The organism is Natronococcus pandeyae, assembly GCF_008122205.1.
GTDB classification, from domain to species: Archaea; Halobacteriota; Halobacteria; order Halobacteriales; family Natrialbaceae; genus Natronococcus; species Natronococcus pandeyae.
Map to the genome: position 1 here is coordinate 56,448 of NZ_PHNJ01000009.1, position 13,370 is coordinate 69,817.

Annotated in this window: 13 protein-coding genes; 10 read left to right on the forward strand and 3 right to left on the reverse strand. The window is 62.9% G+C overall.

The window, feature by feature from the left end; genetic code table 11:
- Positions 1-148 precede the first annotated feature (148 nt).
- Both CV102_RS16105 and CV102_RS16110 read left to right on the forward strand, forming a co-directional pair.
- Positions 149-634 (forward strand): helix-turn-helix transcriptional regulator, encoded by a 486-nt coding sequence (locus tag CV102_RS16105; RefSeq protein ID WP_148859038.1) that lies wholly within the window; start codon positions 149-151, stop codon positions 632-634.
- A gap of 188 nt (positions 635-822) precedes the next feature.
- Positions 823-2,799, forward strand: coding sequence for a DUF7282 domain-containing protein (locus CV102_RS16110; RefSeq protein ID WP_449289632.1), 1,977 nt, complete (start codon positions 823-825; stop codon positions 2,797-2,799).
- A 146-nt stretch (positions 2,800-2,945) separates the two neighbouring features.
- Here the strand turns inward: CV102_RS16110 and CV102_RS16115 are convergent, their stop codons facing one another.
- Complete coding sequence (locus tag CV102_RS16115; protein WP_148859040.1) at positions 2,946-3,449, reverse strand: DUF7344 domain-containing protein; 504 nt, start codon at positions 3,447-3,449, stop codon at positions 2,946-2,948.
- Positions 3,450-3,648: 199 nt separating this feature from the next.
- Positions 3,649-3,840 carry a DUF7563 family protein gene (locus CV102_RS26655; RefSeq protein WP_148859041.1) on the reverse strand — a complete coding sequence of 64 codons (192 nt, stop codon included), beginning with the start codon at positions 3,838-3,840 and terminating at the stop codon, positions 3,649-3,651.
- Between the two features lie 523 nt (positions 3,841-4,363).
- On the opposite strand from CV102_RS26655, the gene CV102_RS16125 reads away from it, so the two are divergent.
- The 3 genes from CV102_RS16125 to CV102_RS16135 all read left to right on the forward strand — a co-directional run bounded on the left by CV102_RS16125 (position 4,364) and on the right by CV102_RS16135 (position 6,436).
- Complete coding sequence (locus CV102_RS16125; RefSeq protein WP_148859042.1) at positions 4,364-4,696, forward strand: winged helix-turn-helix domain-containing protein; 333 nt, start codon at positions 4,364-4,366, stop codon at positions 4,694-4,696.
- A 200-nt stretch (positions 4,697-4,896) separates the two neighbouring features.
- Positions 4,897-5,172 (forward strand): PadR family transcriptional regulator, encoded by a 276-nt coding sequence (locus CV102_RS16130; RefSeq protein WP_148859043.1) that lies wholly within the window; start codon positions 4,897-4,899, stop codon positions 5,170-5,172.
- A gap of 259 nt (positions 5,173-5,431) precedes the next feature.
- The gene (locus CV102_RS16135; RefSeq protein ID WP_148859044.1) at positions 5,432-6,436 is read left to right on the forward strand and encodes a DUF1616 domain-containing protein; all 1,005 of its coding nucleotides are present in this window, start codon (positions 5,432-5,434) and stop codon (positions 6,434-6,436) included.
- A gap of 515 nt (positions 6,437-6,951) precedes the next feature.
- Here the strand turns inward: CV102_RS16135 and CV102_RS16140 are convergent.
- Entirely contained in the window at positions 6,952-7,488 is a 537-nt protein-coding gene (locus CV102_RS16140) for a DUF7344 domain-containing protein (protein ID WP_148859045.1), read from the reverse strand.
- 417 nt (positions 7,489-7,905) lie between these two features.
- Here CV102_RS16140 and CV102_RS16145 point away from each other — a divergent pair, with 417 nt between their 5' ends.
- Genes CV102_RS16145 through CV102_RS16165 form a run of 5 tightly spaced genes read left to right on the forward strand, consistent with a single transcriptional unit; the run spans position 7,906 to position 13,219 of the window.
- On the forward strand, positions 7,906-8,484 hold the full coding sequence (locus CV102_RS16145) for an acyltransferase (RefSeq protein ID WP_148859046.1): 579 nt from the start codon (positions 7,906-7,908) through the stop codon (positions 8,482-8,484).
- Positions 8,481-9,680 carry a DegT/DnrJ/EryC1/StrS family aminotransferase gene (locus tag CV102_RS16150; protein ID WP_148859047.1) on the forward strand — a complete coding sequence of 400 codons (1,200 nt, stop codon included), beginning with the start codon at positions 8,481-8,483 and terminating at the stop codon, positions 9,678-9,680. The genes CV102_RS16145 and CV102_RS16150 overlap by 4 nt, the downstream gene beginning before the upstream one ends.
- Positions 9,677-10,657 carry a Gfo/Idh/MocA family protein gene (locus tag CV102_RS16155; protein ID WP_148859048.1) on the forward strand — a complete coding sequence of 327 codons (981 nt, stop codon included), beginning with the start codon at positions 9,677-9,679 and terminating at the stop codon, positions 10,655-10,657. The genes CV102_RS16150 and CV102_RS16155 overlap by 4 nt, the downstream gene beginning before the upstream one ends.
- The gene (locus CV102_RS16160; RefSeq protein WP_148859049.1) at positions 10,654-12,141 is read left to right on the forward strand and encodes a nucleotide sugar dehydrogenase; all 1,488 of its coding nucleotides are present in this window, start codon (positions 10,654-10,656) and stop codon (positions 12,139-12,141) included. Before CV102_RS16155 ends, CV102_RS16160 begins: the two co-directional genes overlap by 4 nt.
- A complete protein-coding gene (locus tag CV102_RS16165; RefSeq protein WP_148859050.1) occupies positions 12,134-13,219 on the forward strand; it encodes a glycosyltransferase family 2 protein in 1,086 nt (361 codons plus the stop codon). Before CV102_RS16160 ends, CV102_RS16165 begins: the two co-directional genes overlap by 8 nt.
- Positions 13,220-13,370 lie beyond the last annotated feature (151 nt).

The following is a 13,370-nucleotide window of genomic DNA, read 5'->3' on the forward strand; positions in this document are numbered from 1 at the left end:
GGCTGAGACTACGTTTTCTATGACATAACGATGAAACAATAACAATATATGAATTATAAAAAATACTTTGTGCGGTGCTGTCGACGGTTCTCCGTAAGACGACCACTCCGCGGTACACAGTGACCACCCAATGATCTACCCAGATACCATGAGCAACCACCTCCCTGTTCCCCTCGCGCACGTACCGTCGACCAGTGGATCAACCAACCCGGCATCCGTGTCAGTTTCCGACGGCACCGTTTTCTCGACAGTTCTCCAACTCACCTGGAATCCACACTTCGCGGCCGTCGTCGGCATCGTCGCGCTCGCACTACTCGGTGGGGCCCTCGCGGCTCGAAATCGGCTCCTGGAGAGCAGTTCCATCACGAGCGATTCGGAGCCACAGCAACACGAGGACTTCGTGACAGATCGGGAGAGGGTTCGTCAACTGCTCAGCGAAAACGGCGGACGAATGAAACAATCGAAGATCGTCGACTCGGTCGACTGGTCGAAAGCGAAAGTCAGTCGTCTCCTCGCTGAACTCGAGGACGACGACCAGATCACGAAGCTTCGTCTCGGGCGGGAGAACCTGGTCTGTCTACCGGGCCACGAACCGACGGCGTCGAAATCTCCCGAACAGCCGAAAAACGAGTAGGATCGTTCTATCTGCAATCGTGGTTTTCCCGTCGTAGCGGTGACGCTGTAGATCATCAGCTCGACAAATTGTATACTTTCCAGACGAGACGGTTGCAGCACTTTATGCGTTCGACCGCTGACTGGCGATTGCCAGTATGGCATAATATGAACGCACGCAATCAGTTACTCGTACTACTCACTGTACTGATGTTGGTGAGCTCGAGTGGGGCGATGGTCGTCGGCGCGACAGCCGCGACGACCGTCGACGAGCACGACACTGACGCCGGTGAGGACGAGACCGAGGTTCCGGACGAAGAGTCGGACGAAGAGCAGGATGAGACGGCCGAAGGCGAAACGGACGATGCTGACGAGGTACCGGACGATGAACCCGACGAACAGCAGCCTGCACACGTAACCTTCGAAGATCAGGAGAGCGACGGTGAGAGCGTCGTCGTCGACGAGGTTTCGATGGTCGACGGTGGCTTCGTGACGATCCACGACAGCAGCCTGCTCGCTGGTGACGCACTCGGAAGCGTCATCGGTGTCTCGGAGTTCCTCGAGGAAGGCACCCACGAGGACGTCGAGGTCGCACTCGACGAGCCGCTCGAGGAAGCGGAAACCCTGATCGCGATGCCACATCGCGACACGAACGATAACCAGGAGTACGACTTCGTCGAGACCGAAGGCGAGGAGGACGGTCCGTACCTCACGGCTGACGACGAACCCGTCACCGACGAGGCGGTCGTCACCCTCGAGGAGGAGCTAGCGGAGGAGCCAGTTGAAGAAGAGCCGGTCGATGAGCCGGTTGAAGAAGAGCCGGTCGATGAGCCCGAAGAACCCGTCGAGGAGGAGCCGGTTGAAGAAGAGCCAGTCGACGACGAGCCCGTAGAGGAGGAGCCGGAAGCCGTCGATGAGGACGCGATCTCCATCCTCATCGAACGGGCGGACATCTTCACGTACGTCGAGGGCCTCGACGAGATGCCCGGTGCGGGCGAAATGCCTCACGACGACGCCGAGGCAGACGAGCCCGAAGCAGACGGCGAGGACGTGACCGACGACGAACCAGACGAGGATCGCGAAGCGCCGCCTGCTGACCACCAGATCGAACTCACCATCGAACAACCGACGATTACGCCGATCGGTGACGACACCGTCGACGCGTCCGAGGAGGAGTTGATGAACGACGTTTCGATCGGACAGGCGACCGTCTTCGTCGTCGTCCACGAACTCGGAGAGATGCCGATGGAGGACGACACTGGTGACGGTCTCACGATCGAACGCGCGACGATCTTCGTCGTCGTCGACGACGTCCAGCCGGCTGACGAGACGGTCGGCGACGAAGCCGAGGCGGACGATGAGATCGAGGACGAAGCCGCTGACGACGAAGAACCCGATGCGGACGAGGTCGAGGACGACGCGGATGCGGTAGACGAGCGACAGATTACCATCGAACAGGCGACCGTCTTCGTCGTCGTTCAGGACGGCGCGATGAACGGTGAGATGGCCGACGACGACCTCGAGGAGAACGGCGTCGAAGACGATGCGGCCGATGACGAGTACGACGCCGACGACGAGATGGCCGATGACGACGAGGCGGCTGCGGACGACGAACTCGAGGACGACGCCGACGACCAGCGCCTCGAGATCACGATCGAGCAGGCGACCATCTTCCTCTTCCTCGACGAGGTCCCGGTTACGGAGGACCCAGTCGACGAACCGGTTGAAGAAGAACCAGTCGAGGAAGAACCGGTTGAGGAAGAACCCGTGGAGGAAGAGCCAGTCGAGGACGAGCCCGAAGCGGCCGTCTTCGAGGTCGCTGATCTCGAGCCCACGGACGTGACCGTGACGCAAGGCGACGTCATCGACGTCTCGGCGACGATCACGAACGCCGGCGAGGAGGAAGCCACACAGACGGTCGAGTTCCGCGTCGACGGTGAGGCGCTCGCGAGCGAGGAGCTGACTCTCGGTGCGGGTGACAGCGAGACGATCACCTTCGAGGAGATCGATACGGCAGCACTCGAGCCGGGTGACTACACCCACGGCGTGTTCACCGAGGACACGGAGCAAACCGCGACGCTAACCGTCGAAGAGGGGCCGGCTGACGAGGAGGATGCAGACGATGCGCCAGCTGAGGACGACGAGGACGACGTCGAGACCGCCCTCGGATTCGCCGGCGCGGTCTAGGTCGTTATCGTCCAACGGACGGCACGTTTTTTATGTGGCGCTGACGGAGCGCCGACTCTCAGTACGAACCCAGGAGTACGACCCGAGGAAGATTTCAAAAACCGACCGAGTGGTGTTGCGTTATTTCGAGCCGCCGCGCTGATCGCTTACCCCAGCAGTCGGTAGAGGCTGCTCGCGGCGACGGCGAGCAAGACGAGCACGCTCGAGAGGACCGGATCCAGACTCGAGAGCGGCAGGGCGTCGACCCCGGCGAGGGCGATCAGGAACAGCCCGAGCAGGCAGAGCCCGAGGTGGAGTTGCAGGATAGACGAGTGGTTGGTCGTGCTCCCGTCGACGTACCCGAGAACGTCGTCGAAGTTCGGACCGGGTCGGATCGTCTTCGCGTCCGAGTCGTACTCGATGACGGCGTCTTCTTGCAGCTGTGGCAGGTGTGTCTGCTGCAAGGAGACGTAGACGCTCTTGTAGAGGTTGTTCGGAACGGGTGTCGAGTCCGATTCGGCCGCCGCGATCTCCGTTGCGACGTCGGAAACGTCGACCTGGCCCGACTCCTCGGCGAGTAGTTGGACGATCGACCGGCGTCGGTCGTTGCCGAGGATGTGAAACACCTCGCTTTCCTCGAGCGACTCAGTTCGGTTCGTCTGGACAGACATTGATCAAGCAGAACCCGAAAACGCGCTCTCGTCAACCGTTCCACCACCCTCGGACATATACGTACCTTTTCGCTGACCACTAACTTTAACCTGAGGTATTAATTCCCGAATCATCAGATCAGAAACATTGTCTTCCATCAAACAGTACCGATGCAGAAATGAATTATTGGAACGGACGAAATAGCGTGCTAGCAACTACTCAGTCACCCGGAAGGTGACCGCCGGATTGCATCTCTCGATACGTCGTGCAGGCGGGACAGCCGTGGACGACGTCGCCGTTGTCTCCAAACACACGAGCGAACTGCTGAGTCACGTGTGTCCCACAGTTTCGACAGCGGGCGCCTGCTGTCGACGATTCCATCGGTTTCCAGTCGTGCTGTGTGGATCTCATGGATTGATAGGGGGTGTGTGTACGCGGACGGGTAGCGGTATGACCTGCCGTGACCATCGTTACGCCGCTCGTCCGGCCTCAGTTTGGTGCAGGGGGGTAGATGCGAATAAAGGACGTTGACTGTTCACTCGATGTCCGGGTCTAAAATCCTGGAAATCCGTTGTTTCCTGCCGTATATCAGCAGCAGGAGCCTCGAACCGCCGATTCTATGATACGGAACAGTGTCAGCCTCAACGTGAATTCAATCGTATTGGCTTGCATTCTTTACCGATCGTCGTGAGCTATCGTGTTTCGTGATGGTCGAAATCACCTGTTTCTCAACCGAAATCAGAAATTTCCTCGAAGACGGATTTTGCAACTCGGTGTAAGGTCCATCGTTATAAAATACCGTTATCGCTTACTGATCGTCTCGCTAGAGCGTGGCGGAGATTCCCGCGACGGCAGCATGCCACGGGTCAACCTGCTGGGATCGCCCCCCTCGTCAGCGATCGAACACGACCCGGAAAAATGGGTGAACACGACTATGTCAACACAAGCGAGCAATACACGAACGGAATCGACTCCCGACCCTTCGGCGCAGCTCGACGTTCTCGGCGACGACTGCGCCCGCATGATCCTCGTCGCGACGAGCGACGGACCGAAAACAGCGAAGGAGTTGACGAAGCAGACGGAAAGCTCCTCGGCGACCGTCTATCGGCGGATCAACAACCTTCTCGAGAGCGACCTCCTCACGGAGTGCGTGCGGTTCGAGGAGGACGGCTCTCATACGACCGCCTACGAAGCGACGGTGGACAGGCTGCGTGTACAGATCGACGCGAGCGGGATCGACGTTTCGATCTCGAAGGTCGACGGCTAACGGCTGTATCGATCGGCTGTTCCGGTCGGTTTCGTCCGGAGGGTCGTCCGTTCGACGGCTGGTGGTGATGTTCTCGAATCGGTGGCGTTCACGAAAATACCATTTTAATTCGGGTGAACAATTCTGAAAGGAGTACTAACAGAGCTGTATGATACGGATAACAAATATCCACTCAATGGAACGGTCACTGTGATTGAGCAATGCACGATCTGACCGGCTTCCAGCGTGACCTCCTGTACGTGATCGCAGGCGCCGACCAGCCGTCCGGGCAAACCGTCAAGGACGAGGTCGAAAAGTACTACAGCTCCGAGATCAACCACGGTCGGCTGTATCCGAACCTCGATACGCTCGTCAACAAGGAACTCGTCGAAAAGGGGCAACTGGACAGGCGAACGAACTACTACGCGATCACGGATGCCGGCCGACAGCAGATCGACGATCGGCGCGAGTGGGAAGAACAGTACGTCGAGTTCTGACCCTGGTCGGGTAGTGCCTCTCAGATCGATCTCGCTGGCAGAGCATCCGCGCTCAGTCGACTGGAGCGCCGCGAATCGACACCGATTCGAGATCCGCGGCTCGTCCCCTCCTTCTTTAGGAGCGAAGATCACCGTCAGAACCCGGTAATACGGGCATAACAAAGCAACAGAGGGCGAATTAATTCAACGATTCGAGAATGGTTTCGGCATCCTTAGCCGTCGAGTCGAGTCGTATTCGATCAACCGTGGTGTGTCGACAATGAGCCACCCAACCAACACGGAGACTCGGTTCGGATTTCTCCGTCGATATCCGTTCGACCTCGCCGTCGTCTCGCTCGCCGCGATCCTTTCGTATTTCGTCGTCGTTTCGTTCGACGCAGGAACGCTCCCCCGCCTGCTGGTGATGTTCCCGATCGCGCTGTTTTTTCCGGGGTACGCCCTCGTGTCGATGCTGTTTCCGGCCAGTGAGCGGACCGCCCGGCAGACGGCCCCGGTGGCGACCGACCGCCGACCCGGCGGAATCGACGGGATAGAACGGCTCGGTCTCGCGTTCGCACTCTCGCTCGCGATCAGTCCCGCCGTCGTGATCGCACTTCCGTTCGCCGGTTGGGGACTCGATCCGGCCGCGATCGCGGGCGGCCTCGCGGTCGTCACCGTCGTCCTGGCGCAACTCGGCGTCATCCGGCGACTGCAGACACCCGAACGGGAACGGTTCTCCGTCTCGCTGCGATCGTCGCTCGAGCGACTGCGCGGGACCGAGAGCCGTGCCGCGATGGTGTCGTCGGTCGTCCTGACGCTGGCGATCGTGCTGGCGGTCGGTGCCCTGCTGTTCGCGTTTCTGATGCCGGCGTCGACCGGCGGCTACGACCAGTTATCACTCTACACCGAGGACGAGGACGGCGACCTCGTCGCCGGTGAACTGCCAGACGAGGTCGCACCGGGAGAGTCGGTTCCCGTAACGATCGCAGTCGAAAACGGCGGTGACGACGACCGCGAGTACACGATCGTCGTCCAGGAGCAGACTATCGAGAACGGGGAGGTCGTCGACCGCACGGAGCTGGGACAGGTCGATGCGAGCATCTCGGCGGGATCGACCGGAACCGGCGAACAGATGATTACGCCGGCCGCCGAGAGCGGGGAGACCGTTCGGATCAGCGTGCTCCTTTTCGAGGACGAACCACCGACAGAGCCGACGAACGAGAACGCAGACGAGGACACGTACTTCTGGGTGACCGTTACCGACGACCCGGAATCTGACGATTGACATTCTCCCCGCACTACAGCCGAGGATTCCTCCGTTGGGGGATTCGGCTATGGCGATCGGTTCGAGAGAGCTTCGCTCTCTCGTCACGAAGCGGGAGTGTCGCTCCCGCGAGGTCCGCGGATCCGAAGGGGTCTCTCGATCACGAGACGGCGTCGCCGTCTCGAACGACCACGGAGGCAACGTGCGGGTTCGTGTGCACTTTCTGAACGGTGTTCGTGAGATCGCGGTGACTCCGACCAGTCGTGGTCGTCCTCCCTGATCGCACGGACCGTCCCATCGGCCCGACCTCCATATCGCTGTGTTCTCGACGGAACGCCGCTGACGCCACAGCACGAACGGATCGGCCTTGTTCCGGCTCGTTCGAGTGAGACGACGATAGGCATCGGTCACTGTCAGTCGCTGTCGTGCCGAGAGAAGTCGATTCACAGCGCTGTCACGGTCGGTCGTGATCGACAGACGCAGGATCGGTCCGGCTGCCGGAACCGTCGGTCAAATCGTTTCGAAGGAGAGGCAGGTTACCGGCTCGTGGTTCCAAACGGCAGGCGAAGGTCGGGTCGCCTCGAGACGTGCTGAGCGACGGACACCGCGAGGATGGCGAGACAGAGCGCCAGTGCGACGAGTGGTGCAACGGCGGTCGTCACCGGTCCGACGGAGAGCCACGAGACGACGAGTCCGATCACGCCGAGCGCCGTGACTGCCGCGTAGAGCCGGTGCCAGGGACGCTGGTGGTCCAGCCGGCGATCGAGGTACGGCTCGAACACCTCGTTGCTCGGAACGAGTTCGATCGCGTGCGCGTCCGGATCCCAGTCGACGATCCCGTGATCCTCGAGCATCGGCAGGTGGGTCTGGTACAGCGAGATGTAGACCCGACGTCGCTGTGTGCGCGTTACCTCGTCGGATCCGATATCGTTCTCCCAGGCGGCGACCTGTTCGACGAGCGGCGCGAGATCGCACTCGCCGCCCTGTCGTTTCAGGTACCTGACCGCCTGGCGTCGTCGCGCGTTGCTAAAGACGTCGAACAGTTCGGCTTGACTGAGTTCTCGGTCACTCATGGCTGCCCTCGCGATCCGGAATCCCGTGCCCGTGAACCGGGTGTAGTCGGATAACTCACAACACCGAGTGCCACACTGTGGCCCTTTACTATCTCGCGGCTACCCTCTCGAAACCGATTTGTACCGGTTGGGACTCGTGACTGACGTCTCTCTCAACGGTTTCGGGTAGCTGACCGGGTCTGACGCCAGTGTTCGACTCCGACAGATCCGATCGATATCGACCCGCGTCGCGTCCCTCGGCGCCGGTGTAGTTCGGGACTACGGAGCCGTCAGGCCGGGGATAACAAAGCCTCGTTACCGGCTGTATTCGGATGATTGCCCACGCGGGTATCGAGTATCTATGATAGACCAACACGGACACAGCGGACGAGTTCTGGGACGTCTCACGACCGATTCCCCGAACGGAGGTGCGCGCTCGTGAGCCGATTCGTTTCCGACGACGGCTGTACGATCGACGACGGTGCGACGGTCGACCACGGCGAGTTCGACGAACCGACCAGAATCGGTGCTAACGCGACGATCAGGGCCGGTTCGATCGTCTACGGTGACGTAACCATCGGTGAGGAGTTCACGACCGGCCACGACGTTCTGATCCGCGAGGGGACGACGATCGGTGACGACGTGCTCGTCGGGACGAAGACGGTCATCGACGGCCAGACGACGATCGGCTCACACGTCAGTCTCCAGACGAACGTCTACGTTCCGACCGAGACGACGATCGGGAGCAACGTCTTCGTCGGTCCCGGTGCCGTCCTGACGAACGACGAATACCCCGTTCGGACCGACGACGGTCTCGAGGGACCGACGATCGAGGACGGCGCGTCTGTCGGCGCGAACGCGACGGTACTCCCGGGCGTGACGATCGGTGAGAACGCGTTCGTCGCCGCCGGCGCCGTCGTTACGGAGGACGTACCGGCTGACAGTCTCGCCGTCGGAGCGCCGGCCAGAGTGCAGAGGCTGCCCGACCCCCTGAAGGGACCGAATCAACTCGTATGACCGACGCTGAAACGAACTCGAAGATCGACGCTGAGACGGGTATCGAAGCGGAAACCGACATCGAAGCGACCGACGCGACTGACGGCGACGATCGCGTGCCGATCGCCGACCCCGAACTCAGTGCGGACGCCACCCAGCGCGTCCGGTCGGTACTCGAGAGCGGTGCCCTCGCCGACGGCCCCGAAGTCAGGGCGTTCGAGCGCGAGTTCGCGACCTTCTGTGGCACCGACCACGCCGTCGCAACCTCCAACGGGACGACCGCGCTGGTGACCGCGCTCGAGGCGCTCGGTCTCGAGGAGGACGACGCCGTGGTCACCTCCCCGTTCTCGTTCGTCGCGAGCGCGAACGCGATCCGACTCGCCGGCGGGACGCCGGTTTTCGCGGATATCGATACCGAGACGTATACGCTCGACCCCGCGGACGTCGAGCGCGTCGTCCAAGAGCGAGACGATGTCGTCGGCCTGCTGCCGGTCCACCTCTACGGGCTCCCCGCCGACATGCCGGCGCTGTGTGACCTCGCGGACGCACACGACCTGTTCGTCCTCGAGGACGCCTGCCAGGCCCACGGGGCGAAGTGTAACGGGAAGCGAGCCGGATCGTTCGGCGACGCCGCCTGTTTCTCGTTTTACCCAACCAAGAACATGACCACGGGTGAGGGCGGCGTCGTCACGACCGATCGCGACGACGTCGCCGAGCGTGCGGCGCAGTACGTCAATCACGGTCGAGGCGAGACCGGGACCGGCGACTACGATCACGTCGAGCTCGGGCACAACCACCGGATGACGAGCGTCGAGGCCGCCATCGGCCGCACGCAACTCGAGCGGCTTTCGACGTTCAACGAGGCGCGCCGGGAACACGCGGCCGCCTACGACGAGGCGTTCACCGAGTTGCCGCTCGAGACGCCGACGGAGCCGCCGCGGTATCGCCACGTCTACCACCAGTACACGATCCGAGCCGCGGATCGTGACGCGCTGGCGGCATCGCTCGAGGACCAAAATATCGGAACGGGAATCTATTACGAGACACCGATCCACCGCCAGCCAGCCTACGAGACCATCAGCGCGGCCGCGGCGACGTTCCCGGAAGCGGAACGAGCCGCCGACCGCGTGCTTTCGATTCCTGTCCACCCGAACGTCTCGGCTGACGACCGGCGGACCGTCATCGAGGCGGTGCGGAACCACTACGACCAGCAATGACAGACCAATCTACCGTCAGGGCCGGCGTCATCGGCGCCGGTTCGATGGGCGAGAACCACGCGCGGGTGTACAGTGAACTACAGAACGTCGACCTCGTCGGCGTCGCCGACCGCGACCGCGAGGTCGCACGCCGGGTTGCCGGCGAGTTCGGCACCGAGGCCGTCACACTCGAGGGACTCCTCGGGCAGTGTGACGTCGTTACCGTCGCGGTCCCGACGCACGTACACGTCGACGTCGTCTCGACGTGTCTCGAGGCCGGCGTCCACGTTCTGGTCGAGAAACCGATCGCGGACTCCCTCGAGGGAGGACGCGCGCTCGCCGATCAGGCTCGGGAGTCCGATCTCGTCTTGCAGGTCGGTCACATCGAGCGGTTCAATCCGGCAGTTCAGATGGTACACGACCTGATCGACGACCTCGACGTCATCAGCATCGAGGCGGAGCGACTCGGCCCGCCGATCAACCGAACGGCACCCGGAAACGTCGTCTTCGATCTGATGATCCACGACGTCGACATCGTCGGCTCGCTGCTCGACGAGCGCCCGACGTCGATCTCGGCCATCGGGACGGCCGACGGCCGGTACGCGACGGCGACGATGGAGTACGACGACGTGGTGGCGACGCTGACCGCGAGCCGAGTGACCCAGAAGAAGGTTCGAAAACTCACGGTGACCGCTCGCGAGTGCCTCGTCGAGGTCGACTACCTCGAGCAGTCCGTGCTGATCTACCGGGACTCCTACCCCGAGTACCTCACGGACGACGGGCAGAACCGCTACCGTCACGAGAGCGTCGTCGAACGACCGCGAATTTCCGTCAGCGAACCGCTGCGGTGCGAACTCGAGTCGTTCGTCGAGGCCGCCAGGACGGGTACCGAACCGGAAGTGACCGCCGAAGACGGGATCGACGCGCTCGAGACGGTCCAGGCGATCGACTCGCGGATCGAGACGACACCGCGAGAACAGGAGGTGAACGCCCGATGACCGGGACGCCCGAACTGTACGGCTCGACGCTCTCCGAGGAACTCCTCAGAGAACAGTTGGCGGACGGCGAGATCCCGGTCGCTGTCTACGGCCTCGGAAAGATGGGCCTCCCCCTGGCGAGTGTCTACGCCGAGACGACGGGCAACGTAACCGGCGTCGACATCGATCCGACCGTCGTCGAGCGGCTGAACGACGGCGAGAGCCACGTCGTCGGCGAACCCGGCCTGGGCGACCTCGTCGCCGACCAGGTCGAACGCGGTCGGCTCGGAGCGACGACCGACGGATCAGCAGCCGCCGAGGACGCCCGGATCCACGTCATCATCGTGCCGACGCTGCTCTCAGAGGACCACGAACCCGACCTCACGACGGTCGAGGCTGTCGTCGAAGACATCGCCGCAGGACTCTCGCCGGGCGACCTGGTCGTCGCCGAGTCGACGCTGCCGCCTGGCTCCTGCCGGGACGTCCTGCTCCCGCACCTGCTCCAGGAGAGCGATCTCGAGCGCGGCGAGTTCGGCCTCGCGTTCTGCCCGGAGCGAACCAAGTCGGGCAGAGCGCTGCAGGACATCCGCGGGGCGTACCCGAAAGTCGTTGGCGGCGTCGACGCGGAGAGCACCCGCGCGGCCGAAATCGTTTACGACGAACTCTCGAGCAACGAGATCCACACCGTCTCGGACGCGACGACCGCGGAGGCCGTGAAGGTGTTCGAGGGGGTCTACCGCGACGTCAACATCGCGCTGGCCAACGAGCTGGGTCGGCTCGCTGACGAACTCGAGATCTCCGTTCGGGAGGCCATCGACACCGCGAACGGACTGTCGGTGTGTCAGCTCCACGAACCCGGCCCCGGCGTCGGTGGCCATTGCATTCCGTACTATCCGCACTTCCTGCTCTCCCGGCTCGAGGAGCCGATGCCAGTGATGCAGACGGCGCGGGATCTCAACGACCGAATGCCGTCGGTCGTCGTCGACAGGCTCGCGGACGAACTCGCGGCGACCGGCACCGACCTCGTGGACGCGTCGGTCGTCGTCCTCGGCGTCACCTACCGTCCCGGCGTCGAGGAGACCCGCGCGTCACCGGCACTCGGCGTCATCGACGCGCTTTCGGTGGCCGGCGCGGACGTCGCCGCCGTCGATCCGCTGGTCGACCCGGCCGACTACGGCGCCCGGCCCGTCTCCCTCGAGGAGCTCCCGGACGAGTCGTTCGACGGCGCGATCGTCGTCACACCCCACGAGGAGTTCGACGGGATTCCGTGGGAGCGACTCGAGCCGATGGTCGTCGTCGACGGCCGGGACGCGCTCGACCTCTCGGAGACGCCCCACCGCCAGTACACGTTCGCGGGATCGCACGACGGCTCGGCCCCGACGGTCGACGCTCGAGGCGGCGATCTGGGCGGCGACGACTCGGACGGGGAAGCGGCATCGGCGCGACGCGAGACTGGCGAACCGGAACCCGAACCCAGCAGAACGGACGGAGGGGCCGATGTATAAGGGACAATCCATCGGCGTGGTCGTCACCGCCTACAACGAGGACGCGTTCGTCGGCCGAGTCATCGAGACGATTCCATCGTTCGTCGACCGCATCTACGTCGTCGACGACGCCTCCCCGGACAACTGCTGGGACGTCATCCAGGACGTCGCCACCCGAATCAACGAGAGAGAAGCTCTCGAACCGGAACGAGCGGTGGCCGACGGCGGCGACGGCCGGCGGGTCGTGCCGATCCGCCACGACGAGAACCGCGGATACGGCGCCGCGGTCAAGACGGGATACGAACGCGCCGTCGCCGACGGGATCGACGTGGTCGCCGTGATGAACGGCGACGGCCAGATGGATCCGGCGATCCTCGACCGGATCGTCGACCCGGTCGTCACCGGCGAGGCGGATTACGCGAAGGGGAACCGGCTGCTGACACCCGAGGATCGCGCGTCGATGTCGACGTTCCGGTTCGTCGGGAACGCCATGCTCACCGGGCTCTCGAAGTTCGCCTCCGGCTACTGGACGATCTCCGACCCCCAGAACGGGTACACCGCCATCTCGAGCGAGGCGATCGAGGAACTTGATCTCGAGTCGGTTACGGATAACTACGGCTTTCTCAACCACGTTCTGACCCACCTCAACGTCAACGAGTTTCGAGTGGCCGACGTCCCGATGACGGCGGTCTACGGCGACGAGCAGAGCAGTATTGGCTACTCGTCGTTCGTCCGGTTCGTCTCGATGCTGTTGCTCCGGAGTTTCCTCTGGCGGCTGAAAACCAGCTACGTCGTCCGGACGTTCCACCCCGCCGTGATCTTTTACGGGGCCGGAACGGCCGGACTGGCGGGCGGTACCTTCGGGCTGATCGCCTCACTCGCCCGGCGCGTGCGCGGGACCGAGAGCTTCACCGCTGGCGTCGCGTCGTTCGTCGCGTTCTTGATCGGGACGGTCGCGCTCGGGATCGCGATCTGGCTCGACGCCGAGGAGAACGCCCATCTCGAGGTGACGAAGTACGAACAGGACGTCCCGGACGAACGGACGAGTGACCGACCGGCCGACCAGTTCGAAGAGCCGGCGCCCCAGTCGGACGACTAGCGTCGTCCCGCGCCGCACGCACTGTCGGTGCAGAATTCGATCGATCGCTACTCGAGGAAACCGAGCGGCTCCCGCGCGGTCCTTTTTTATCCAAGATTTCTCGTAGCCACTGACGTCGATGCACTCCCATCGCACGACGGGAGCGCGGTTC

Coding starts and splice junctions, on each gene's coding strand:
- CV102_RS16115 (WP_148859040.1), bottom strand. CDS start 3,449: ATGTCTGTCCAGACGAACCGAACTGAGTCGCTCGAGGAAAGCGAGGTG.
- CV102_RS16130 (WP_148859043.1), top strand. CDS start 4,897: ATGCACGATCTGACCGGCTTCCAGCGTGACCTCCTGTACGTGATCGCA.
- CV102_RS16165 (WP_148859050.1), top strand. CDS start 12,134: ATGTATAAGGGACAATCCATCGGCGTGGTCGTCACCGCCTACAACGAG.
- CV102_RS16110 (WP_449289632.1), top strand. CDS start 823: ATGTTGGTGAGCTCGAGTGGGGCGATGGTCGTCGGCGCGACAGCCGCG.
- CV102_RS16105 (WP_148859038.1), top strand. CDS start 149: ATGAGCAACCACCTCCCTGTTCCCCTCGCGCACGTACCGTCGACCAGT.
- CV102_RS16135 (WP_148859044.1), top strand. CDS start 5,432: ATGAGCCACCCAACCAACACGGAGACTCGGTTCGGATTTCTCCGTCGA.
- CV102_RS16140 (WP_148859045.1), bottom strand. CDS start 7,488: ATGAGTGACCGAGAACTCAGTCAAGCCGAACTGTTCGACGTCTTTAGC.
- CV102_RS16125 (WP_148859042.1), top strand. CDS start 4,364: ATGTCAACACAAGCGAGCAATACACGAACGGAATCGACTCCCGACCCT.
- CV102_RS16150 (WP_148859047.1), top strand. CDS start 8,481: ATGACCGACGCTGAAACGAACTCGAAGATCGACGCTGAGACGGGTATC.
- CV102_RS16155 (WP_148859048.1), top strand. CDS start 9,677: ATGACAGACCAATCTACCGTCAGGGCCGGCGTCATCGGCGCCGGTTCG.
- CV102_RS26655 (WP_148859041.1), bottom strand. CDS start 3,840: ATGAGATCCACACAGCACGACTGGAAACCGATGGAATCGTCGACAGCA.
- CV102_RS16160 (WP_148859049.1), top strand. CDS start 10,654: ATGACCGGGACGCCCGAACTGTACGGCTCGACGCTCTCCGAGGAACTC.